Raw genomic sequence first — 22647 nt, forward strand, 5'->3', positions numbered from 1 at the left:
TAACGACTTTCGGGTCGTTTCCGTCAAATCGGACGCACTGCGATCCCGTCGGGGGCGAGGGGAGAACACCATGACGCAAACCGAATCGGGTGACGCAGGCGGAGTGCCCGACGGCGTCACCGTCACCGACACCGGCACCATGAAGCGCGCGGTCGGCGCGGCGGCCGTCGGCAACATCACCGAGTGGTTCGACTTCGGCGTCTACGCCTACCTGGCGACCACCATCGAGGAGAACTTCTTCCCGCCCGACAACCCGACGCTCGCCCAGATCGGCGTGTTCGCCGGTTTCGCGGTGTCGTTCCTGGTGCGCCCGCTCGGCGGCCTGTTCTTCGGACCGCTCGGCGACCGCATCGGTCGCACCAGGGTCCTCTCCATCACCGTCATCATGATGGCGGTCGGGACGTTCCTGCTCGGCTTCATCCCGCCGTACGAGTCGATCGGCATCTGGGCGCCGATCCTGCTCGTGCTCTGCCGCGTCGTGCAGGGCTTCTCCACCGGCGGCGAGTACGCGGGGGCGATGACGTTCATCGCCGAGTACTCCCCCGACCGGCGCCGCGGATTCTTCGGCAGTTTCCTGGAATGCGGGACGTTCATCGGCTACGCGCTCGGCGCGACCGTCGCGACCGTCATCCCGCTGGTCTCCACGGAGGAGTTCGCGTCGACCTGGGCGTGGCGCATCCCGTTCTTCATCGCCCTGCCGCTGGGCATCGTCGGTGTCTACCTGCGCGTGAAGCTCGAGGAGACGCCGTCCTTCCAGACGCTGCTCTCGGAGTCCGAGGAACGCGAGGGGCAACAGGCCGGGGCGGGGCTCAAAGAGCTGTTCGGGACGTACTGGCCCGCGATGCTCGCCGCGGGCGGCCTCGTCGTGGCCTGGAACATCCCGAACTACATGCTCACCAGCTACATGCCGACCTACCTCGAGGACAACGTCTCGGTGGTCGGCGGCACCCCGATCGACAGCACGACGTCCCAGTGGCTGCAGATCGCCGTCCTGTGGGTCGCGGTGTTCATCATCCCGTTCCTGGGCCGTCTGTCCGACCGCGTGGGCCGGAAGCCGGTCCTGTGGGCCGGCTCGATCGGGACCGTCGCGCTCGCCTTCCCGATGATCCTGGTGCTCAAGAGCGGCTCGGTGCCGCTGGTGGGCGTCGGCCTCGCCGTCATGGGCCTGCTGCTGATCCTCTTCTCGGCGACCTGCCCGTCGACGCTGCCGGCGCTGTTCCCGACCGAGATCCGCTACGGCGGGCTGGCGATCTCGTTCAACATCTTCGTGTCGGCCTTCGCCGGGACGACCTCACTGATCATGACGGCGGTCGTGCTCGGGACGGGCTGGGCGTACTGGCCCGCGGTCTACCTGGTCTTCGCGGGGCTGGTCGGTGCGGCCGTCCTGCTGAAGCTGCGCGAGACGGCGGGCCAGCCGCTGCCGGGCTCCAACCCGGCCGTGTCCACCGAGCAGGAGGCGCGCGAGCTGGTGGCGTCGCGTCGCTGAGCCACGACGGTGGGTCGCCGGGTGTCGGGCCCCCCGGATCACGGGCACGATGCGCTGGTGCCCGAATCCTCACAGGCCACCCCCGGCCCCACCGTCTTCGTCCTGTTCGGCGCCACCGGCGACCTGGCCAAGCGCCTGGTCCTGCCGTCGTTCTTCCGCCTCGTGCAGGAGAAGCTCCTCCCCGACGACTGGCGTCTGATCGGCAACGGCCGCCGCACCAAGACCGACGACGAGTTCCGTGACGAGGTCCGCGAGGCCCTGGAGCAGTTCGGTGGCCTGCGGCCCGAGGACGGGCCCTGGGACGAGTTCGCCGCGGGTCTGCGCTTCGCCGGCGGCGGGTTCACCGCGGACGACCCGGGCGAGCTGCTGGACCGGATCGCCGAGGCCCGCGGCGAGATCGGCGAGGACGCCCAGCTCGTCCACTACCTGGGCCTGCCGCCGACCACGTTCGGCGACTACACCCGCGCCCTCGGGGCCCAGGGCCTCGCCACGGGCTCGCGTGTCGTCTACGAGAAGCCCTTCGGCACGTCGCTCGAGAGCTTCCGCGAGCTCGACCGGGTGGTGCACGAGGTCCTCGACGAGTCGCAGGTCTTCCGCATCGACCACTTCCTCGGCAAGGAGGCGACCCAGGAGCTGCGCGCGCTGCGCTTCGCCAACGGCCTGTTCGGCAGCTCGTGGGACCGCCACCACGTCGCCGCGGTGGAGATCGACGTCCCGGAGACCCTCGACGTCGCCGACCGCGCCGAGTTCTACGACGCCACCGGCGCCGTGCTCGACATGCTGGTCACCCACCTGTTCCAGGTGGCCGCCGAGGTCGCCATGGACCCGCCGGCGACGTTCCGCGCCGACGACGTCGCCGCCGCCCGCGACGAGGCCGTACGACACTTCCGGCCGTTGCAGCGCGACGAGGTCGTGCGGGGCCAGTTCGAGGGCTACCGCGACCTCGACCACGTCGCCGACGACTCCACCACCGAGACCTTCGTGGCCGCCCGGCTGTGGATCGACACCGACCGCTGGCGCGGCGTGCCGTTCCTGCTGCGCACCGGCAAGCGGATGGCCGAGAGCCACCAGAAGGTCAACCTGGTCTTCCGGGACCCGGAGAACGGGCCGGTCGACGAGCGCGACCTCCCGACCCGGGGCAACGTGCTGTGCTTCGACCTCGCCGGCGACGGCGCGCTCGCGCTGTCGATGAACGTCAAGACGCCCGGGGCGTCGTCGGACCTCGGCACGACGTGGACGCAGATCCCGCTCGACACCCTGTCCGGGGGCGACCCGCTGCCGCCGTACGTGCGGCTGATCCACGACGTGCTCACCGGCGACCGCGCCCTGTTCACCCGCCCCGACGGTCTCGAGGACGTCTGGACGGCCGCGGCCGAGGTGCTCGACGACGACCGCGCGCCCGAGTCGTACGCGCCCGGCTCCTGGGGCCCCGAGGCAGCCCTGCGCCTCGCCGACCCCGTCGGCTGGGTGCTCCCCGACTAGTCCGTCCGGCCTATGTGAGCGATCTTCGGTGCTATCGCACCGAAGATCGCTCACATGGGGCGGACCTGCAGCAACAGGTCGGGGTCGATCGCGAAGTACCCGGCGAACGGGGCCGCCTGGGCGCAGAGCAGCGTCAGGGCGAGCGCCATCGCCGTCGCGAGCAGCGCGAGGGACACCGCGGCGCGCCGCAGGCGGTCGGCGTGGATGCAGCCCATGGCGGCGAGCGTCGTCAGCGCGACGAGGTAGAGCGCCGTCAGCCGCAGCGGGTCGATCGCCGACCCGCTGAGCACGAGGCGGGTGCGCCGCGACTCCAGGGCCTGGTCGACCGCGGTCACGAGGCGGTCCTGGGCCACCCGCTGCCCCTCGGTCTGCACCGGCAGCGACAGGACGACCGACTGCACGCCGACGAGCCGCGCGGGCGCGACGGTCAGCGTGGCGTCGCCGTCGGCCATCTCCGGCCACTCGTCGGCCACGTACTCGTCGATCTGCTCGGCGAGCAGCCGCCGGACCTCGGGGCGCTGTGCCGGGAAGGCCCCCATCAGCAGGTCGACGTCGCGCAGCGCGCTCGCCTCCCGGCTCACGGCCGCGGCGGCGTCGTCGCGGTCGGCCCAGACGTCGGCGACGAGGAACCCGACGAGCAGGCCGAAGATCAGCCCCAGCGGGGAGAGCAGGCCCGGGCTCAGCGGACCCAGGGACTCGCCGTGACCCGACCGACGCGCGGTCCAGAGCCCGGCGAGGACCAGCGCCGCAGCCAGGTAGACCGCGGCGAAGACCACCAGAACCAATACCGGCAGCGGGGCGTGCCCCAACCACGCGACCATCGCCGCAGAGTATGTGAGCGGAATTCCCGGTCATAGCCGGGAATTCCGCTCACATGGGGGTCAGTGCTGCGGACCCGGCTCGCCGGCGTACTCCGGACCGGCGGTGGGGCGGTTGCCCGGGTCGTTCGCGGAGACGCCCTGGATCGCGCGCCACACCGTCTCCGGGGTCAGCGGCATGTCGACGTGCTTCACGCCCAGGTGCGAGAGCGCGTCGATGACGGCGTTGTGCACGGCCGGCGTCGAGCCGATCGTCCCGGACTCCCCGATGCCCTTGGCCCCGAGCGGGTTGAGCGGGGTCGGCGTCTCGGTGTTGGTGGCCTCGTAGGTGATGAGGTCCGCGGCCGAGGGGATGACGTACGAGGCGAGGTTGCCCGACGTCGGGTTGCCGTCCTCGTCGTAGGTGACGCGCTCGTAGAGGGCCTGCGAGATGCCCTGCGCGATGCCGCCGTGCTGCTGCCCGGTGACGAGCATCGGGTTGAGGATGCGGCCGCAGTCGTCGACGGCGATGTGACGGCGCAGCTTCACCATGCCGGTGTCGAGGTCGACGTCCACCACGGAGATGTGCGAGCCGAACGGGAAGCTCGACTGGCCCTGGGTGAAGTCGAGCTCCTCGAGCAGCTGCTTGCCGCCGACACCCGGGTCGTAGCCCGAGCCGTCCTCCGACGCCGTCGCGACCTGCGCCCAGCTCACCTGGGTGTCCGCGATGCCCTTGACGCCGAACCCGCCGTCGACCAGCTCGATGTCGTCGGGCGAGGCCTCCAGCATGTGCGCGGCGATCTCGCGGGCCCGCGACACGAGCTGCTCCGAGGCGGTCCAGATCGCGCTGCCGCCGGTCTGCAGCGACCGCGAGCCCGCCGTGCCTGCGCCGCTGCGCACCAGCTCGGTGTCGGACTGGACGAGGCGCACCTTGTCCATGGGCACCTGCAGGATCTGCGAGGCGATGTGGGTGAACGCCGTCTCGTGGCCCTGGCCGTGGGCGCTGGTGCCGGCCTTGACGGTGAACGTGCCGTCCGGGTGGGCCTGCGCGGAGCCGAACTCGACGTCGAGCCCGAGCGGCGCGGTGACCTCCACGTAGGAGGCGACGCCGATGCCCATCGCGACGCGCGAGCCCTCGGCGCGGCGCTGCTGCTGCTCGGCGAGCAGCGCGTCGTAGCCCGCCGCCTCCCTGGCCGCGTCGAGCGCCTTGGCGTGCTCGGCGTTGTCGTACTGGGCGCCGGTGATGCTGGTCATCGGGAACTTGTCGGGCGCGAGGAAGTTCTTGCGCCGCATCTCCAGCGGGTCGACGCCGATCTCGTCGGCGGCGATGTCGATGATCCGCTCGAGCATCTGCGTGGCCTCGGGCCGCCCGGCGCCGCGGTAGGCCCCGACCTGCGTGGTGTTGGTGGCGACGGCCTTCCACGTGAAGTCGATGGCCGGGATGTCGTAGACGCCCTGCGCCATCAGCTGGGTCAGGCTGGGCAGGATCGTCCCGAGCACCGGGTAGGCGCCGGCGTCACCGATGGCCGTGGCACGGAGACCGACGATCGTGCCGTCGTTCTTGACGCCCATCTCGACGTACTGGACCTGGGCGCGCCCGTGGACCATCGAGAGCATGTTCTCGGACCGGGTCTCGGTCCAGCGGACCGGCTTGCCGAGGGTGCGCGCCGCGGCGCCGACGATGCCCCACTCCTGGTAGGCGTGCATCTTCGGCCCGAACCCGCCGCCCACGCGCGGGGCGATGACGTGGACGTTCGCGCCCTCGACGCCGAGGTCGCCCGCGATCGCGTCCCGCGCGCCGTGGGGGCCCTGGCTCGAGACGTACATCTTGATCTTGCCGGCCTCGCCGGGGATCGCCACGCAGCCGTTGGGCTCCATCGGCACGCCGGCGAGCTTCTGGTTGTAGAAGGTGTGCTGCACGACGGTGTCGGCGGAGTCGAAGATGCCCGCGACCTCACCGGTGCCCGCACCCGCGACGAGGTTCGACTCGAGCTCGTCGAACAGCTTCGGGGCACCGTCGGCCAGCGCGGCCTCGATGTCGGTGACGGCGGGCAGCGGCTCGATGTCGGCGAACACGGTCTCGGAGGCGTCGAGGGCCTGGCCGGCCGTCTGCGCGACGACGACCGCGACGATGTCGCCGACGAAGCGCACCTTGCCGCGCGCGAAGGCGGGGCGGTTCATGGCGTCCGGCACGACACCGGGCAGGCCGGGACGGTCGTTGATGTCCAGCTCGCCGTCGACGTAGACCGCCACGACGCCGGGCATCGAGCGGGCCTCGTCGGCGTCGATGCCCGTGATCGTCCCGTGCGCGATGGGCGAGCGGACGAAGACCGCGTGGAGGGAGCCCTCCACCGGGAGGTCGGCGGTGTAGTCCTCGGCACCCCGGATCAGGCCGTCGTCCTCGGTGCGCTTGACCGAGTTACCGAAGATCGAGGTGGAACGGGTGGGGGTGATGGTCATGCGGGGTCCTCCAGTGGTGCCCGTGCCGGCACGGTCAGAAGATCAGACCTTCGCCCGCACGTCGAGTCGGCATTCGGCCCACCGGAAACCGCCCGTCGAGCTGGACGTGAGTCCGGTCACGGACAACGATTGTGCACCATGGACTTCGACGAGGCCCGTTCCGTGTTCTGCCGGCCCCGGACGGGCCCGGTCGCCGCGGACCCGGGGGCCACGACCCCGGCCCGCCGGCTGCGGGACGCCATCGAGCCGCTGGCCATGGTGACGGTGTGGAGCGACCCGGCCGCCGACGAGAGCGCCGCGGCCGGGCTCGACTTCCTCGGCGGCTACGTCGGCGGCCGCGCGTCCGCCCTCGGCGACGTCCCGGGCACCGTGGTCGCCGCGGCGTTCGCCGTGTTCGAGCCCGGCCTCGTCGGCGGTCTGTGGGACCAGGCCCGGACGAGCTGCCCGGTCGCGGACCTGGCCGCGATGCGCGAGCGCGCCGGCGCCGCCGCGCTGCGCTCGGTGCTGGACGACGTCGACGAGGCCGGGATCGACGCCGTCGCCGCCACGCTGCGCGCCGCGCTCGCTCCGGCCGACCTCATGGGACGGCCCCTCGTCGCGGGGATGACCGCGCGGCAATGGCCGCAGGACGTCCACGGCCGGCTGTGGCACGCGACCACGCTCGTGCGGGAGCACCGCGGCGACTCCCACGTCGCCGCGTGCGTGGCCGCCGGGCTCGACGGCATCGAGGCGAACATCCTCACCGAGCTGCGGGTCGGCTTCGCGCTGCTCGAGTACACCGCGACGCGCGGGTGGCCCCAGGAGGCCATGGACGCCGCGATCGCCCGCCTGCGCGGGCGCGGCCTCCTCGACGGCGAGGCCCTCTCCGCCGCGGGACGCCGGGCCCGCGACGGGATCGAGGAGGCCACCGACGCCGCCCAGCAGCCCCTCGTCGACGCCCTCGGCGCGGATCTCGACGGGCTGGTGGACACCCTGGGCACCTGGTCGGAGGCCGTCGTCGCCCGCGGATGGTTCCCGCCCGACCCGTACAAGCGGGCCGCCGGGTAGCTCAGGGCTCCGGGACGTTCTGCTCGATCTCCTGCAGCCAGATCGTCGCCGACGAGTCCGACGGGGCCCGCCAGTCACCGCGCGGCGAGAGCGACCCGCCGGCGACGACCTTCGGCCCGTTGGGCATGGCCGAGCGCTTGAACTGCGCGAAGCCGAAGAAGCGTTGCGCGAACACCTGCAGCCAGCGTCGGATCTCGGCGAGGTCGTACGCGCGGCGGTCGGCGTCCGGGTAGCCGGGCGGCCAGGTGCCCACGTCGAGGTCGTGCCACGCGTGCCAGGACAGGAACGCGATGCGCGAGGGCCGGAAGCCGTGGCGCAGCACGTAGAAGAGGGTGAAGTCCTGCAGGTCGTACGGCCCGATCTTCTGCTCGCTCGACTGGATCTCCTCCTCGGAGTCGGCCGGCACGAGCTCGGGGCTGATCTCGGTGTCGAGGACGTCCTGGAGCACCGTGGCCACGTCGTCGTCGAACTGCCGCGAGCTGATCACCCAGCGGATCAGGTGCTGGATCAGCGTCTTCGGCACCCCGGTGTTCACAGTGTAGTGCGACATCTGGTCGCCGACGCCGTAGGTGGACCACCCGAGCGCCGCCTCGGAGAGGTCGCCGGTGCCCAGCACGATCCCGCCCCGCTGGTTCGCCGCGCGGAACAGGTAGTCGGTGCGCAGGCCGGCCTGGACGTTCTCGAACGTCACGTCGTACTGCGGCTCGCCCTGGGAGAAGGGGTGGTCCAGGTTCTTGAGCATCAGCCGCGCGGTCTCGGTGATGTCGATCGTCTCGAACGTGACGCCCAGGGCCTCGGCGAGGCGCTGCGCGTTCGACTTGGTCCGCTCGCCGGTGGCGAAGCCGGGCAGCGTGAACGCCAGGATGTCCGAGCGCGGGCGGCCGGCACGGTCCAGCGCGCGGGCGGCGACGATCAGCGCGTGGGTGGAGTCGAGCCCGCCCGACACCCCGATGACGATCTTCGGTCCGCCGATCGCCCGCAGGCGCTGCTCGAGGCCCGCGACCTGGATGTTGTAGGCCTCGAAGCAGTCCTGCTCGAGGCGTGCCGGGTCCGACGGCACGAACGGGAAGCGCTCGACCTCGCGGCGCAGCCCGATGTCGCCGGTCGGCGGGACCAGGGCGAACCCGAGGGTGCGGAACTCGCGCCCGTGCTGACGGCGGTTGTCGTCGAACGTGCCCATCCGCAGGCGCTCCGAGCGCAGCAGGCGCAGGTCGACGTCGGCGACGGCGTGGCGCTCACCCGAGGGGAACCGCTCGGTCTCCGCGAGCAGCACCCCGTTCTCGTGGATGCTCGTCTGCCCGTCCCAGGACACCTCGGTGGTCGACTCGCCCTCGCCCGCCGCGGCGTAGACATAGGCCGCCGAGCAGCGCGCGGACGCCGACTTCGCCAGCAGCTGGCGGTCGTCCGCGCGGCCCACCGTGATCGGGCTGCCGGAGACGTTCGCCAGCACCGTCGCCCCCGCCAGCGCCGCCTCCGCGCTCGGCGGGATCGGCACGAACATGTCCTCGCAGACCTCGACGTGCAGCACGAGACCGTCGACGTCGGTCGCCGCGAAGAGCAGGTCCGCGCCGAACGGCACGTCGGCGCCGAGCAGACGGGTCGTCCCGCCCTCCCCCGCCCCCGAGGCGGCCTGGCGCGGCTCGTAGAACTCGCGGTAGTTCGGCAGGTAGGTCTTGGGCACGACGCCGAGCACCCGCCCGCCGTGCACCACGACCGCGCAGTTGTACAGCCGGTGCCGGTGGCGCAGTGGCGCGCCGACCACGAGCACGGGCGTGAGGTCCGCCGACGCCGCGACCACCTCGCCCAGGGCGTCGACCACGGCGTCGAGGAGCGTGTCCTGCATCAGCAGGTCCTCGATCGAGTAGCCCGAGAGCGTCAGCTCGGGGAAGACGACGAGCCCGGCGCCGTCGTCGTGGCACTCCCGCGCCACCGCCAGGAGTGAGGACGCGTTGGCCGCCGGATCGGCGATCGAGGTCCGCAGGGTCGCCGCGGCGACCCGGACGAAGCCCTGGTGGTACACCGAGGTGAAGGGCGGGGTGGGCATCGGCAGGTTTCCTCCGGGCACGGCGACGCGGGCGAGCGTAGATCGCCCGCCCGCTCGCCGCCGGGGTCACACGGTGCTCGGGGAGACGTCCTCCTCCGGCACCAGCGCCCAGGCGGCCAGGTAGGCGATCAGACCCACGAGGTGCCCGAACACGGCCAGGAGTACCGCGAGCACGCGGACGAGAGTGACGTCGAGCCCGGTGCGGGCGGCGATGCCGCCGCAGACGCCGGCGATCCACCGGTCGTGGACGCTGCGGCGGAAGCCGAACGTCGACCGGGACGGCTCGGGGCTGCTCGGCTCGGAACTGCCCACCTCGGGGCTCGTCGGGTGCGGGGTGTTCTCCGGTGTGGTCATGGCGTCGAGCCTGCCGCCGTGGAGCGCCCGCGCCCTCCGGGTCGACCCCCGGTCCGACCCTGGTTCCCCACCCCGATCCCGCCGGGGGCGACCCCGACCGTGACGGATCGTCACGATCCAGGTCCCGTCACCCGTCTAGTCATTCCTTCGGACTAGTGGAGCGCTCCGGATATGACTTATCGTGACCGACACCACTGGGACTCCGGTGGACCACCACCACGAAGTGCGGGCAGCCCGGACGCGACCCGGCGATCCCGCGGGAAGGGGTCGGCCGTGCGCACGACCTATCGGGTTCTGGCCTGGATCCTCGCCGTCGAGGTGGTCGTCCAGGCGGCAGCCATCGCGTGGGCCCTGTTCGGCCTGTCCGCCTGGATCGAGAGCGGCGGGGTGCTCGACGCGGCCGCGATGCAGGCCGAGCCCCAGTTCGACGGGGTCGTCGGCTTCATGGTCCACGGGCTGAACGGGACGATGATCGTCCCGGCCGTCGCCCTGCTCCTGCTCGTGGTCTCGTTCTTCGCGAGGCTCACGCGGGGCGTGGCGTTCGCCGCCGCCCTGTTCCTCATGGTCGTCGCGCAGGTCCTGCTCGGGATGTTCGCGCACGCGATCCCGTCGCTCGGCATGCTCCACGGCGCGCTCGCCCTCGCCATCCTCGTCACCGCCGTCATGTCCGCCCGGCTCACCCCCGCGCAGCGCCCGGTCGAGGCCCCCTCCGCCGCGGTCGTCTGAGCGGCGGGTCGAGCTGATGCTGCGAGCGCGGCGACGGTCATGGCGCCTCGGGCGTTCCTGGCGCACCCGGGCCGGCGGCCCGCGACGCCGGGCCCTGATCGCCGTCGTCGCCGCGCTCGTGGTCATCGCCCCGATCGCCTGGATGTGGATCGACAGCCAGATGCCCTCGAGCTACTCGGTCGAGGACATGGGCACGCCCGACCTCGGTGGCGGCCCCGGGATGGACCACGCCGGGATGGCGGGCATGACCGGCACCGCGGTCGACCAGCTCCGCGAGCCCCCGGGACCCGCGGACGTCGACGTCACCCTCACGGCCCGCGCCGGCCGGGTCACGCTCCCGTCCGGGCGCGTCGTCGACGGCTACACCCTCAACGGCACCACCCCCGGGCCGGAGATCCGCGCGGTCCAGGGGCAGATGGTGCAGGTGCGCCTCGTCAACGAGAACGTGGCCGAGGGCGTCACCCTGCACTGGCACGGCTACGACGTGCCGGCCGGCGACGACGGCGTCGCCGGGGTGACCCAGGACGCGGTCGGCCCCGGCGGTTCCTTCGTCTACCGGTTCCGCGCCGACCAGGTCGGCACGTTCTGGTACCACTCGCACCAGGTGGCCGACCCCCAGGTGAAGGGCGGGCTGTTCGGCGCCCTGGTGGTCACCCCGCGGGACGGCCTCGGCGACACGGCCGACGTGACCGTGATGACCCACAACTACGCGGGCCGCCGCACCGTGAACGGCCTCGAGGGCGACGTCCCGGCCGCCGGTGCACCCGGGCAGCGGGTGCGCGTCCGCGTCGTCAACACCGACAACGGGCCGGTCCAGGTCTGGGTCGGCGGCGCGCCGTACCGCCTCGCCGCCCTCGACGGCACGGACGTCAACGGCCCGACACCGTCGACCGACTCCCTGCCGGTGACCGCCGGCGGGCGCGCCGACCTGGAGATCGACCTCCCCGCCGACGGCGCGGGCGTGCGCGTCGAGCTCGGCGGCGCGTCCGCGGTGACCTTCGGGCGTCCGCTGCCCCCGACCCCCCGGCCGGCCGGCGAGCTCGACCCGCTGCGCTACGGCAGCCCGGCGGCGCTGCCCTTCGACCCCGCGGCCGCGGACCGGCGGTTCGACTACGTCATCGGCCGGCGTCTCGGGTTCCTCGACGGGACCCCGGGCATGTGGTGGACGGTGAACGGCCACCTGTGGCCCGACGTGCCGATGTACGTGGTGCGCGAGGGCGACGTCGTGCGGATGCACATCGAGAACGGCAGCGGCGAGCTGCACCCGATGCACCTGCACGGCCACCACGCCGTGGTGCTCGCCCGTGACGGCGTCCCCGCCACCGGCAGCCCGTGGTGGTCGGACAGCCTCGACGTCCAGGACGGCCACAGCTACGACATCGCGTTCGTGGCCGACAACCCCGGGCTCTGGATGGACCACTGCCACAACCTCGCGCACCCGTCCGAGGGGCTGATGGCCCACCTCATGTACGAGGGCGTGACGACGCCGTACCGCGTGGGTGGCGACCCCCACAACGACCCGGAGTGACCCCGGAGTGACGAGCCGCCGGACCGCGGGGATACTCGTCGGTAACCGATGCGGCCCCACCCCCCGCCATGTCCCCGGGGCCGCCGCGAGGTGACCCCCGATGACTGCCCCGACCGCACAGGCCGCACCGGCCGCTCCCTGGCTGTTGCCCCACGCCACCGCGTGCGCCGAGGCCGTGGCGACGGCGCTCGACCTGCTCGACGGCGACGAGGTGGAGACGCTGCCCGACGCGGCCGGCGACGGGTTCACCCTGAAGGTCCACGCGGACCCGCCGCGCGCCGTCCGCGCGCTGCACTGGTCGACGGCGCGCGGGTGGGACGTGACGGCCGACCCCGCGCTGCGCCGTCCGCCGCGCTGGCGACCGCTCGCGGTCGAGGCCGACGCCGACCCGATCGTGCTGTGCGAGGTGCTGCGCCGCGGCACCTGAGGGCCCGCGTCGGCGACCACGTCACGGGTCCACGCCGGTGCGGGCCCCTCGTCCGCACCGGCGGTCCCGTACTCGGAACGTACCGGGCGGTCCGCTCCCCGTGAAGGCGGATCAGCACGTCGCGGGCGCTCGGCACCCGGACGTACGCACAATGACGTACAGCGCTCGGTCGGTGTCCGCCCGTAGCCTCGGTGATCGTCCCCGCCACCGAGGACGCACGGGAGGCGTGATGCGCGACCGGATGACCGACCGCCTGATCCAGGAGCCGCGCATTCGGCGCAACGTGCGTCCACGCCCGGCGCCGAGCGAGCCCCCGGCCGACGACCGGTCCGTGCCGACGCCGCGGGTCCCCCCGCGCGACGAGCGGCCGGAGGAGCGGGCGAGCTGACTCAGCGGTCGTGACCGCGGGCCCGCCCGCGGGGGCGGTCGTCGTCCCGGTCGTCGTCCCGGTCGGACCGCGCCTGGGCGCGCCACCGCTCGAACCAGCGTTCCCAGTTGGCCGCGGCGCGGTCGGCGCTGTCGCGCGTGCGCCGCGTGGACGTGGAGGACGAGGCCACTTCCTCGACGTCGTCGGCGGTGGTGGTGCGCGTGCTGCGCGGGGCCGTGGTGGTCGGTGGGCCCGCCGGGATCACCGGGGGCGCGGCCACGGGCACCGGGAACGGCGCCGGCGGCGCGGCCGTCTCCGGCGCCGCGACCGGCGTCGGGTCGGACGTCGCGTTCGCGGCGGCCACGATCCCCGCCGCACCCAGGACGCCGACCAGGCCGGCGCCGACCGCGGCGACCCGGCGCGCGGGCCGCCGGGTGCGCAGCGAGCGGACGAGGCCGGGCGCCGGCGCGGGCGTCACCACGCGCGTGCGGCGGGGCGCCGACGGGGCGTCACCGCGGCCCGGCAGCAGCAGCGGTCCCGTGTGCGCCTCGTCCGGGCCGGGGCCCGGGGCCGGCGTCGGGGTGTCCCGCTCCGGCGGGGCCGTCCCGGAGCCGGTCCCCAGCAGGTCCGACCGGACGGCCGCGGCGGCGCCTGCCGTGCGCCCGCCCGCGCCCGCGACGACCTCGTGGCCCGCGAGCATCCGGGCCGCCCGAGCGGCGTCGGGACGACGGGCCGGGTCGTGGTCGAGCAGCGCCCGCAGCACCGGGGTCAGGTCGCCCGCACGCCGGGCCGGCGCCACGACGCCCGTCGCGACGCGGGAGAGCACCTCGAGCGCGTTGCCGCCGTCGCCGGCCGGCGGGGCGCCCTCGAGGGTCGCGTAGAGGGTGGCGCCGAGGGAGAAGACGTCGGCGGCCGCGGTCGCCGGGCCACCCCGGGCGAGCTCGGGGGCCATGTAGTGGGGCGTGCCGGCGACCAGCTGGTCGGCTGTGCCGGGGTCGGTGTCGACGACGGCGATGCCGAAGTCGGTGACCGTGACCGCGTCACCGGCGCCGATCATGATGTTGGCCGGCTTCACGTCGCGGTGCACGATCCCGCGCTCGTGCATGGCGGCGAGGCCCTCGGCGATCTGCGCGCCGATGGCCGCGACCCGCACCGGCGGCAGAGGGCCCTCGCGGTCGAGGAGGTCGGCGAGCGACGGGGCCGCGACGTACTCCATGACGAGGCAGACCTCGCCGTCGAGGTCGGTCATGTCGAAGATCGCGGCGAGCCGGGGGTGGTGCAGCCGCGCCGCGACGCGGCCCTCGCGGTGGGCCCGGTCGCGGATCTGGCGGGCCCGCTCCGCGTCGAGCGCGCGCCCGCCGTGCAGTCGCTTGATCGCGACGTCGCGGTCGAGCAGCTCGTCGTGGGCCCGCCAGACGGAGCCCGAGCCGCCGCGCCCCACGGGGGCGAGCAGGAGGTAGCGCCCGGCGACCAGGCGACCGGGCTCGATGGTGGCCCGGCCGTCCCCGAGGGCGCTCGGCACCGAGGTCGGCGTCGACATGCCCCTCCCTTCTGCTCCGTGACCACCTATCGCGGGCCGTGACCATTCCGTTACCGAAATCTCGCACGGATCGTCCGGACCCCCCGATCGGGTGGGCCCGCATCCTCGCCCGGCAGCCGGGACCGTCCGCACCCGACCCGCCGCCGGTCGCTGTGACGCAGGCCATCAGCGCTGCGGTGCCCGGGGACACAGCGACCAGGGGCCCGCTCGGCGACTGGAGTCGGTACCGTCGGTACCGAGTACTTCAGGTACCGAACGGCTCCCCCGACGCGGAAAGGAACCCCACCGTGGCCATCTCGGACATCAAGGAGTTCACGCACCTGAGCGAGGCCGACGTCGCGGCCATCGGGCGTGAGTTCGACGCGATCCGCCGCGAGGTCGAGGCCTCTCGCGGCGAGGACGACGCCGCCTACATCCGCGGCGTCATCAAGCTCCAGCGCCGGCTCGAGATCGGCGGGCGCGTCGCGCTCGTCGGCAGCATCCTGCCGCCGCTGTGGATCGCCGGCACCGCCGCCCTGGCCGCCTCCAAGATCATCGAGAACATGGAGATCGGCCACAACGTCATGCACGGCCAGTGGGACTGGATGAACGACCCGGAGATCCACTCGGCACAGTGGGAGTGGGACAACGTCTGCCCGGCCGAGCAGTGGAAGCACTCCCACAACTACCTGCACCACACCTATACGAACGTCATCGGCAAGGACAAGGACGTCGGGTACGAGATCCTGCGCGTCCGGTCCGATCAGCCGTGGCACCCCTACTACCTGGGCCAGCCGCTCTACAACGCGCTGCTGATGTTCCTGTTCCAGTGGGGCGTCGCCCTGCACGACCTCGACATCGAGGGCGCCGCCAAGATGGACGCCGACCCCGAGGAGATGAAGGCCAAGCTGCGTCAGATCGGCCGCAAGGCCGGCAAGCAGGCGCTGAAGGACTACGTGGCGTTCCCCGCGCTGTCCGGCCCGTTCTTCCCGGCCACCATCGCCGCCAACGTCACGGCGAACCTCATCCGCAACGTGTGGTCGTACGCGATCATCTTCTGCGGTCACTTCCCCGACGGCGCGGAGGTGTTCACGGAGGAGGAGCTCGAGGGCGAGACGTGGGGCGAGTGGTACCTGCGCCAGCTGCTCGGCTCGGCGAACTTCACCGGCGGGAGGCTCATGCACCTCATGAGCGGCAACCTCGGCTACCAGATCGAGCACCACCTGTTCCCCGACCTGCCGTCGAACCGGTACCCGGAGATCGCGGAGAAGGTCCGGGACATCTGCGCCCACTGGGACCTGCCCTACACGACCGGCCCGTTCCCGCGGCAGTTCTGGCAGTCGACCCGCTCGATCTGGAAGCTCTCACTGCCGGTGGCGGGCGAGCTCAAGCGGTTCGTCGACCGTCTGACCGGGCGCGAGAAGCCGGTCGCCGCCGACGTCCCGGCCCCCCGCCACGAGACCGGGCCCCGCGTCGAGCAGCCGGTCGCGGCCTGACCCCATGTGAGCGAACTTCGGGGCTATAGCCCCGAAGTTCGCTCACATAGCTAGGCGGCCGGGTCGACGACGAGGAAGTCCGCGGGCACCGGGCGGCCGTCGAGGTGGGCGTCGAGCATCTCCCGTACACCCTCGGCGATACGGTCCTGGGCCTCGAGCGTCATCCCCGAGCAGTGGATCGTCATGGCCTCGGAGCCCGCGGGCAGCGAGCGCCACGGGTGGTCGGCCGGCGCGGGCTGGGGGTACCAGGTGTCGCCGGCGTAGCCCGCGAGGTGCCCGGACTCGAGCGCCTCGACCAGGGCGTCCCGGTCGACGATCGCGCCGCGCGCGGTGTTGACGAGCCAGGAGCCCGGCTTCATGGCCCTGAGGCGCTCGGGACCGAACAGCGCCTGGCTCCCCTCCATGAGGGGCAGCGCGAGGCAGATGACGTCGCAGCGCTCGACGAGGGTGTCGAGGCGGGCGTAGCGCACGCCCAGCGAGGCCTCCTCGCCGGCGGAGCGGCGGTGGTTGGCGTAGTAGAGCATCTCGACGTCGAAGCCCTTGAGCCGCAGCGCGGTGCGGGCCCCGATCGCGCCGAGGCCCACGATCCCGACGGTCTTGCCCTCGAGGTCGTGCGACGGCGCGACGACCTTGGCGACGTCCCAGCCGCCGTTGCGGGCCTCCTCGTGTGCCGGCACGAAGTTCCGCACCAGCGCGAGGATCTGCAGCACGTTGTGCTCGGCGACGCTGACGACGTTGCTGCCGGTGACCTCGGCGACGGTGACCCCGTGCTGCTGCGCGGCCTCGGGATCGGTGTGGTCGGAGCCGATGCCCGCGGTGACGACCAGCTTCAACGACGTCTTCGCCAGCCGGTCGCCGTCGAGGTAGACCGGCCAGAAGGGCGTCGTGATCAGCACCTCGGCGTCGGTGAGCTCCTCGTCGAGACCGTCGCCGGTGTCGGAGGTGGTGACGAGCTCGTGGCCGCGGGAGGTGAGGTGCTCCCGCAGGCCCAGCGCGTTGTCGGCGCTCGCCGGGACGTCGGCCTCGGCGGCGTCGGACGGCGGGTAGGACACATAGACGACCTTCATGCGGTCGGCTACCCCGCCGCCGACGCCGCGGACACCGGGTGTGACGTCAGCCGGGGTGCGTGACGCCGCCGCTCCTTGTCAGCGCAGGGACGCGATCCTGTCGAGCACCGTCTTGCGGTTCTTGGTCCGCCGCTCGTAGGCGTCGACCTTGCCGAGGTCGGTGGTCGAGAGCCCGTCGAGCGCCTTGACCGCGTCGGCCGCGTTGAGGTCGTCGTAGTCCTTGATCGGCAGGTCGTCCTCCACGGAGACCGCGCCCTTGGCCTCCCCCTCGGCGGTGGCGACGCCGGGCACCTCGCGGGCCCGGTCGGCGGCGGCCCCGGCCGCGCCCCCGATGCCGGAGCCGAGACGCTGCAGCAGCGCGGGGAACGCCTGCGCCAGCTCCCGGGTGAACTGGGCCTGGGCGCGGGCGAACGCCTGCACCCACTCGGCGGTGCGGTTCCCGGCCGCCTCCTCGGCCTGCGCGACGTTCTCGAGGAGCTCCTTGTAGGCGCGCAGCGACTCCTCACCGCCCTCGCGGGCCCGGCTCACGATCTGCTCGTTCAGGCTGCGCACCTGCTCGACCACCTGCTCGACCCTCGGATTGCCCGCCATCGCTCCTCCTCGTCCCGTGCCGCGCCGTCGCTGCGCCACACCGTCGGCTGCCTCTCGTTTCCCGGACAGACCCGTCCCCCAAACAGGCGAGCGGATGGGACGTTCCAGACGGCCGGGACACCGGCGCGAAACCTTGTTTCCCTCCGCGAAATGCGTGTGTGACGCGCCTCCCAACGGCACTTACGATGGTGAGGACGGCGACACCCCGTCGAGTTGGGAGCAGCGAACATGCGACGCAAGCCACGCCACGTCCGTCTGACGGAGCCCCTCGTCCGGGAGGACGGCGAGCTCCGGCCGGCGAGCTGGGACGAGGCGCTCGAGCGCGCCGCCGCCGGACTACGCGGCGTGTCGCCCGACGCGTTCGGCATGTTCAGCTGCTCGAAGGCCACCAACGAGATGAACTACACCGCGCAGAAGTTCACGCGGGTGGTGATGGGCAGCAACAACGTCGACAGCTGCAACCGCACTTGACACGCTCCCAGTGTCGTCGGTCTGACGACGGTGTTCGGTGCCGGCGGCGGCACCTCCGCCTACGTGGAGGCGGAACACGCCGACCTGATCGTGCTGTGGGGCTCCAACGCGCGTGAGACCCACCCGATCTTCTTCCACCACGTCCTGCAGGGGCTCCGCAACGGCGCCCGCATGTACTCGGTCGACCCGCGCCACACCTCGACCGCCCACTGGGCCGACTCGTGGCTCGGTCTCGACGTCGGCACGGACATCGCGCTGGCCAACGCGATCGGGCGCGAGATCATCCACGCGGGCCTGGTGAACCACGCGTTCGTCGACCGGTCGACCTCCGGTTTCGACGACTACGTCGCGGCCGTCGAGCCCTACACGCTCGAGCGCGCCGAGGAGATCACCGGCGTGCCCGCGGCGTCGATCAAGGAGCTGGCGCACGCCTACGCGCGGGCCGACCGCGCGCAGATCTGCTGGACGCTCGGGATCACCGAGCACCACAACGCGGCGGACTACGTGTTCGCCCTGATCAACCTGGCGCTGCTCACCGGGCACGTCGGCCGGTACGGCTCGGGGCTGGTGCCGCTGCGCGGGCAGAACAACGTGCAGGGCGGCGGCGACATGGGCTCGATCCCCGCCAAGCTGCCCGGCGGTTACGACCTCGGCGACGACGACGCCCGCCACCGCTTCGAGACGGCCTGGTCGACGCCCGAGCACCCGGTGACGCTCTCGGCCGAGCCGGGCATGCACCTCTCGCAGATGTTCGAGGCCATGGAACGCGGCGAGCTGCGCGCGCTCTACTGCATCGGCGAGAACCCGGCCGAGTCCGAGGCCAACGCCACCCACGCGCGACACATGCTCGAGGGACTCGACTGCCTGATCGTGCAGGACATCTTCCGCACGGCCACCGCCGAGCTCGCCGACGTCGTCTTCCCGGCGACGGCCGACTGGTGCGAGTACGAGGGCACGGTCACCAACTCCGAGCGGCGCGTGCAGCGGGTGCGCAAGGCGATCGACCCCCCCGGCCGGGCGCGTCCGGACACCCACATCATCAGCGCCCTGGCCGACCGGCTCGGGCACGCCTGGGGCGAGCCGACGGCCGAGGAGGTCTGGGACGAGCTGCGCTCGGTCTCGCTGAACTGGCACGCCGGCATGAGCTACGCGCGCCTCGACGCGCTCGGCGGCATCCAGTGGCCCTGCCCGTCGCTCGACCACCCGGGCACGCCGCTCATGCACGCCCGGCTCTGGGCCGACACCGCCGAGGAGCGGGGCCGCCCGGCCCCGTTCACGCCGGTGGAGCACGTCGCGCCCGTCGACGCCCTCGACGCCGAGTTCCCCATCCGCCTGACCACCGTGCGGGTGCTCGACGCCTACAACTCCGGCGTGCAGACCGGGGGCTACGCCTCCCCCCTGCGCCGCCGCGAGTCGTTGCGCATCGACGCCACGGACGCCGAACGTCTCGGCATCGCCGACGGCGAACGGGTCCGGGTGGTCTCGCGGCGCGGCGCCGTCGAGGCGCCGATCGCCGTCGACCCGTCACTGCGCCCGGGGCTGGCCTCGTTCACGCCCCACTTCACCGAGGAGGTGGACGTCAACGTGCTGACCAACGACGCCTGGGACCCCAAGTCGGGGACCTCGGAGTTCAAGGCGACGGCGGTCCGAGTCGAGAAATTGTCCGAGCGCGCCCCCGCACTGCCGGTGGCAGGAAGCTGACGGATGGATCTGCACCTCTCGAAGGCCGAACCCTCCACGCTCGAGCAGGAGACGATCGACGCGGCGTTCGGCGTCCTCGTGGGCCCGTCGAGCCGGGAGGACCGGCCGACGCGCTCGCACCACGCGGGCCACGACGCCCGCGCCCGCCGGCACCTCCTGCTGCCGGTGCTGCACGCGGTGCACGACGCCGTCGGCTGGATCTCCGAGGGCGCGCTCAACCACGTCGCGCGGACGCTCTCGGTGCCGCCGGCGGAGATCTACGGGGTCGCGACCTTCTACGCGATGTTCGCCGTCGAGCCCCGCGCGCCGCGGGTCGTGCACGTCTGTGACGACGTGGCGTGCGGCCCGTACGGCGGCGAGGAGATCATCACCGCGCTCACCGACGACCTCGGTCCCGAGGGGTCCGGCGACCAGGTCTGCTGGGTGCGCAGCCCCTGCCTCGGCCTGTGCGAGCGGGCTCCGGCGGTGCTCCACCAGCGCGCCGCCGAGCCGGACCTGAGCCAGGCGCCGACCACGCCGGACGCGGTCGTCGCGGCGGCGCGGTCGGACGATCCCGCGGCCGCGGACACCGCCGACGCCGTCTTCGCCGACACGCGGGTCAGCGTGCCGCAGTCGGGCCCCGGCGCCCGGCTCCCGAGCGGGCGCCCCCTGCGCCTGCTGGGCCGCATCGGCGTCGTCGACCCCGAGAGCCTCGACGACTACCGCGCGCACGGCGGGTACGGCGCCCTGCGGCGGGCGATCGAGTTCGGCCCGACGCGGGTCATCACCGAGCTCGAGGACTCCTCGCTGATGGGGCGCGGCGGTGCCGCGTTCCCGACCGGCGTGAAGTGGAAGGGCGTCGCCGGCGCCCCCGAGCGGCCGCACTACCTGGTGTGCAACGCCGACGAGTCCGAGCCCGGCACCTTCAAGGACCGCGTGCTCATGGAGCACGACCCGTTCGGGCTGATCGAGGCCATGACGATCGCCGGCTACGTCACCGGCTCCCGCACCGGCTACCTCTACATCCGCGGTGAGTACCCGCTCGCGACCCGGCGTCTGCAGCACGCGATCGAGGCCGCCCGCGCCCGCGGGTACCTCGGCGAGGACGTCATGGGCGAGGGCTTCGCCTTCGACATCGAGCTGCGCCGCGGCGCCGGGGCCTACATCTGCGGCGAGGAGACCGCGCTGCTCGAATCGATCGAGGGCTTCCGCGGCGAGCCGCGCAACAAGCCCCCGTTCCCGAGCGTCGCCGGCCTGTTCGGCAAGCCGACGGCGATCAACAACGTCGAGACCCTCTACAACGTGCTCGGCGTCCTCGACATCGGCGGTCAGGCGTTCGCCGAGATCGGCGGCGGGCGCTCCACGGGCACCAAGCTCTTCTGCGTGGCCGGGGCGGTCGGGACGCCCGGGGTCTACGAGGTCGAGTTCGGTGCGACGCTGCGCGAGCTGCTCGACCTCGCCGGTGGCCTGCGGGGCGACCTGCGCACGGTGCTGCTGGGCGGCGCCGCGGGCGGGTTCGTGATGCCCGCGGACCTCGACGTGCCGCTCACCCTCGAGGGCACCCGCGAGATCGGGGCCACGCTGGGGTCCGGGGTCGTCCTCGTGTTCGACTCCCACGCCGACCTCACCGGCACGCTGCGCCGGATCGCGGCGTTCTTCCGCGACGAGTCGTGCGGGCAGTGCGTGCCGTGCCGCGTCGGCACCGTGCGCCAGGAGGAGGCCCTGGCGCGCCTGGAGCGCGACGCGCCGATCGGCTCGCGCGAGACGGAGATCGCGCTGCTCGACGACCTGGCCCGCGTCATGCGGGACGCCTCGATCTGCGGCCTGGGCCAGACCGCTCCCGCGGCGATCGCCTCGGCCCTGCAGCTGGGCCTGCTCGACCGGCCCGCCGGCCGGTCACCCAATGGGAAGGTGCCCACCTCATGACCACGACGGGCAAGGGACCGGCCGGGCCGGGGGGCGGGTCGAGCGCGCCCACCGACGAGCCGGTGGACGGGCCGACCGAGGCGTCGGGCGGGGCGGCCGTGACGACGGCCCCGGTGGAGACCGGTCCGCCGCCGGGTGAGGGCACCGACGGCGACACCGACGTCCCCGCGCCGGTCGGGCCCACCGTCATCGACCCGGTGGCGCCCGAACGCCGCACCGAGGAGCGCCTGGGCTCCGGCCCGGTGATGCTCGGGCAGATCCGCCGCCGCGTGACGGTGAGCCTCGACGGGCGCGAGGTGCGCGTGCCCGAGGGCACGACGATCCTCGGGGCGCTGCACGAGGAAGGCACCCCGGAGCAGGCGGACACGCCGACGCTGTGCTGGGCGCCGAACATGGACCCGATCAACGCCTGTCGCGTCTGCGTCGTCGAGGTCGAGGGGTCGCGCACGCTCGTGCCATCGTGCGCGCGGAAGTGCGAGGACGGCATGGAGGTCCGCACCGACACCGAGAAGGTGCGGCACAGCCGCAGGATGGTGCTCGAGCTGCTGACCTCGTCGGTGGACATGGACCGGGCGAGCGCGGACGTCCAGCGCTGGATCGGCGACTACGGCGTCGACACCGCCCGCTACGGGCCCCCCGCCGCACCGGCCGCGGCCGGCGAGCGCGACCGTCGCCACCCGGGGCACCACCACGCGCCGGACGGGGCCACGGCGGCCACCGTCGCGCAGCCCGTCAAGGTCGACAACGACCTCTACGTGCGGGACTACTCGCGCTGCATCATGTGCTACAAGTGCGTCAACGCCTGCGGCACCGACGCGCAGTTCACGTTCGCGATCGCCGCGGCCGGGCGGGGGTTCGACGCCCGCATCGCCACGGAGTTCGACGCCCCGCTGCCCGAGTCGGCGTGCGTCTACTGCGGCAACTGCATCGGCGTCTGCCCCACCGGTGCCCTGGTCTCGGTCCGCGAGCACGAGCTGCGCGAGGCCGACGACTGGCACCCCGAGGAGGAGACCGTCACGACGACGATCTGCTCGTTCTGCGGCGTGGGGTGCAACCTCGAGCTCCACGTCCAGCAGAACGAGATCGTCAACGTGACGAGCCCCGCCGACCACTCGGTGACCCACGGGCACCTGTGCATCAAGGGGCGCTTCGGTTTCCAGCACGTGCAGAACTTCTGAG

At 73.0% G+C, this 22647-nt stretch carries 17 protein-coding genes; 10 read left to right on the forward strand and 7 right to left on the reverse strand.

The features are described from left to right. Positions 1 to 70 precede the first annotated feature (70 nt). Both WCD41_RS21935 and WCD41_RS21940 read left to right on the forward strand, forming a co-directional pair. The gene (locus tag WCD41_RS21935) at positions 71 to 1486 is read left to right on the forward strand and encodes an MFS transporter (RefSeq protein WP_337716394.1); all 1416 of its coding nucleotides are present in this window, start codon (positions 71 to 73) and stop codon (positions 1484 to 1486) included. Between the two features lie 57 nt (positions 1487 to 1543). After that, positions 1544 to 2968: a glucose-6-phosphate dehydrogenase gene (locus WCD41_RS21940; protein ID WP_337716396.1), complete on the forward strand. Its 1425-nt coding sequence runs from the start codon at positions 1544 to 1546 to the stop codon at positions 2966 to 2968. Positions 2969 to 3018: 50 nt separating this feature from the next. On the opposite strand, the gene WCD41_RS21945 is transcribed toward WCD41_RS21940, so the two are convergent. Both WCD41_RS21945 and WCD41_RS21950 read right to left on the reverse strand, forming a co-directional pair. After that, a complete protein-coding gene (locus WCD41_RS21945; protein WP_337716398.1) occupies positions 3019 to 3789 on the reverse strand; it encodes a bestrophin-like domain in 771 nt (256 codons plus the stop codon). A 60-nt stretch (positions 3790 to 3849) separates the two neighbouring features. Beyond that, a complete protein-coding gene (locus tag WCD41_RS21950; protein WP_337716400.1) occupies positions 3850 to 6225 on the reverse strand; it encodes a xanthine dehydrogenase family protein molybdopterin-binding subunit in 2376 nt (791 codons plus the stop codon). A gap of 138 nt (positions 6226 to 6363) precedes the next feature. On the opposite strand from WCD41_RS21950, the gene WCD41_RS21955 reads away from it, so the two are divergent. Beyond that, complete coding sequence (locus WCD41_RS21955; protein ID WP_337716402.1) at positions 6364 to 7272, forward strand: SCO6745 family protein; 909 nt, start codon at positions 6364 to 6366, stop codon at positions 7270 to 7272. 1 nt (position 7273) lies between these two features. Here the strand turns inward: WCD41_RS21955 and WCD41_RS21960 are convergent, their stop codons facing one another. Together WCD41_RS21960 and WCD41_RS21965 are read right to left on the reverse strand one after the other, a co-directional pair. Further along, positions 7274 to 9316 carry an NAD(+) synthase gene (locus WCD41_RS21960; RefSeq protein WP_337716404.1) on the reverse strand — a complete coding sequence of 681 codons (2043 nt, stop codon included), beginning with the start codon at positions 9314 to 9316 and terminating at the stop codon, positions 7274 to 7276. A 66-nt stretch (positions 9317 to 9382) separates the two neighbouring features. Continuing rightward, positions 9383 to 9670 (reverse strand): PspC domain-containing protein, encoded by a 288-nt coding sequence (locus WCD41_RS21965; protein WP_337716406.1) that lies wholly within the window; start codon positions 9668 to 9670, stop codon positions 9383 to 9385. Positions 9671 to 9943: 273 nt separating this feature from the next. Between WCD41_RS21965 and WCD41_RS21970 the strand changes: the two genes are divergently transcribed. The 3 genes from WCD41_RS21970 to WCD41_RS21980 all read left to right on the forward strand — a co-directional run bounded on the left by WCD41_RS21970 (position 9944) and on the right by WCD41_RS21980 (position 12351). Continuing rightward, positions 9944 to 10396, forward strand: coding sequence for a hypothetical protein (locus WCD41_RS21970; protein WP_337716407.1), 453 nt, complete (start codon positions 9944 to 9946; stop codon positions 10394 to 10396). A 16-nt stretch (positions 10397 to 10412) separates the two neighbouring features. Further along, a complete protein-coding gene (locus WCD41_RS21975; protein ID WP_337716409.1) occupies positions 10413 to 11924 on the forward strand; it encodes a multicopper oxidase family protein in 1512 nt (503 codons plus the stop codon). A gap of 100 nt (positions 11925 to 12024) precedes the next feature. After that, the gene (locus WCD41_RS21980; RefSeq protein ID WP_337716410.1) at positions 12025 to 12351 is read left to right on the forward strand and encodes a hypothetical protein; all 327 of its coding nucleotides are present in this window, start codon (positions 12025 to 12027) and stop codon (positions 12349 to 12351) included. A 389-nt stretch (positions 12352 to 12740) separates the two neighbouring features. On the opposite strand, the gene WCD41_RS21985 is transcribed toward WCD41_RS21980, so the two are convergent. Beyond that, positions 12741 to 14258 carry a serine/threonine-protein kinase gene (locus WCD41_RS21985; protein ID WP_337716412.1) on the reverse strand — a complete coding sequence of 506 codons (1518 nt, stop codon included), beginning with the start codon at positions 14256 to 14258 and terminating at the stop codon, positions 12741 to 12743. A 287-nt stretch (positions 14259 to 14545) separates the two neighbouring features. On the opposite strand from WCD41_RS21985, the gene WCD41_RS21990 reads away from it, so the two are divergent. Next, positions 14546 to 15733 (forward strand): fatty acid desaturase family protein, encoded by a 1188-nt coding sequence (locus tag WCD41_RS21990; RefSeq protein ID WP_337716414.1) that lies wholly within the window; start codon positions 14546 to 14548, stop codon positions 15731 to 15733. Between the two features lie 50 nt (positions 15734 to 15783). Here the strand turns inward: WCD41_RS21990 and WCD41_RS21995 are convergent, their stop codons facing one another. After that, positions 15784 to 16800 (reverse strand): NAD-dependent formate dehydrogenase, encoded by a 1017-nt coding sequence (locus tag WCD41_RS21995; RefSeq protein ID WP_337716416.1) that lies wholly within the window; start codon positions 16798 to 16800, stop codon positions 15784 to 15786. Positions 16801 to 16878: 78 nt separating this feature from the next. After that, complete coding sequence (locus tag WCD41_RS22000; RefSeq protein ID WP_337716418.1) at positions 16879 to 17391, reverse strand: hypothetical protein; 513 nt, start codon at positions 17389 to 17391, stop codon at positions 16879 to 16881. Between the two features lie 228 nt (positions 17392 to 17619). Between WCD41_RS22000 and WCD41_RS22005 the strand changes: the two genes are divergently transcribed. Genes WCD41_RS22005 through WCD41_RS22015 form a run of 3 tightly spaced genes read left to right on the forward strand, consistent with a single transcriptional unit; the run spans position 17620 to position 22646 of the window. After that, the gene (locus tag WCD41_RS22005; protein ID WP_337716420.1) at positions 17620 to 19563 is read left to right on the forward strand and encodes a molybdopterin oxidoreductase family protein; all 1944 of its coding nucleotides are present in this window, start codon (positions 17620 to 17622) and stop codon (positions 19561 to 19563) included. A gap of 3 nt (positions 19564 to 19566) precedes the next feature. Beyond that, entirely contained in the window at positions 19567 to 21468 is a 1902-nt protein-coding gene (locus tag WCD41_RS22010) for an NAD(P)H-dependent oxidoreductase subunit E (RefSeq protein WP_337716422.1), read from the forward strand. Further along, positions 21465 to 22646 carry a 2Fe-2S iron-sulfur cluster-binding protein gene (locus WCD41_RS22015; protein WP_337716424.1) on the forward strand — a complete coding sequence of 394 codons (1182 nt, stop codon included), beginning with the start codon at positions 21465 to 21467 and terminating at the stop codon, positions 22644 to 22646. Before WCD41_RS22010 ends, WCD41_RS22015 begins: the two co-directional genes overlap by 4 nt. The last annotated feature ends 1 nt before the right edge of the window (position 22647 follow it).

The sequence above is a fragment of the Actinomycetospora aeridis genome, from assembly GCF_037400275.1.
GTDB classification, from domain to species: Bacteria; Actinomycetota; Actinomycetes; order Mycobacteriales; family Pseudonocardiaceae; genus Actinomycetospora; species Actinomycetospora aeridis.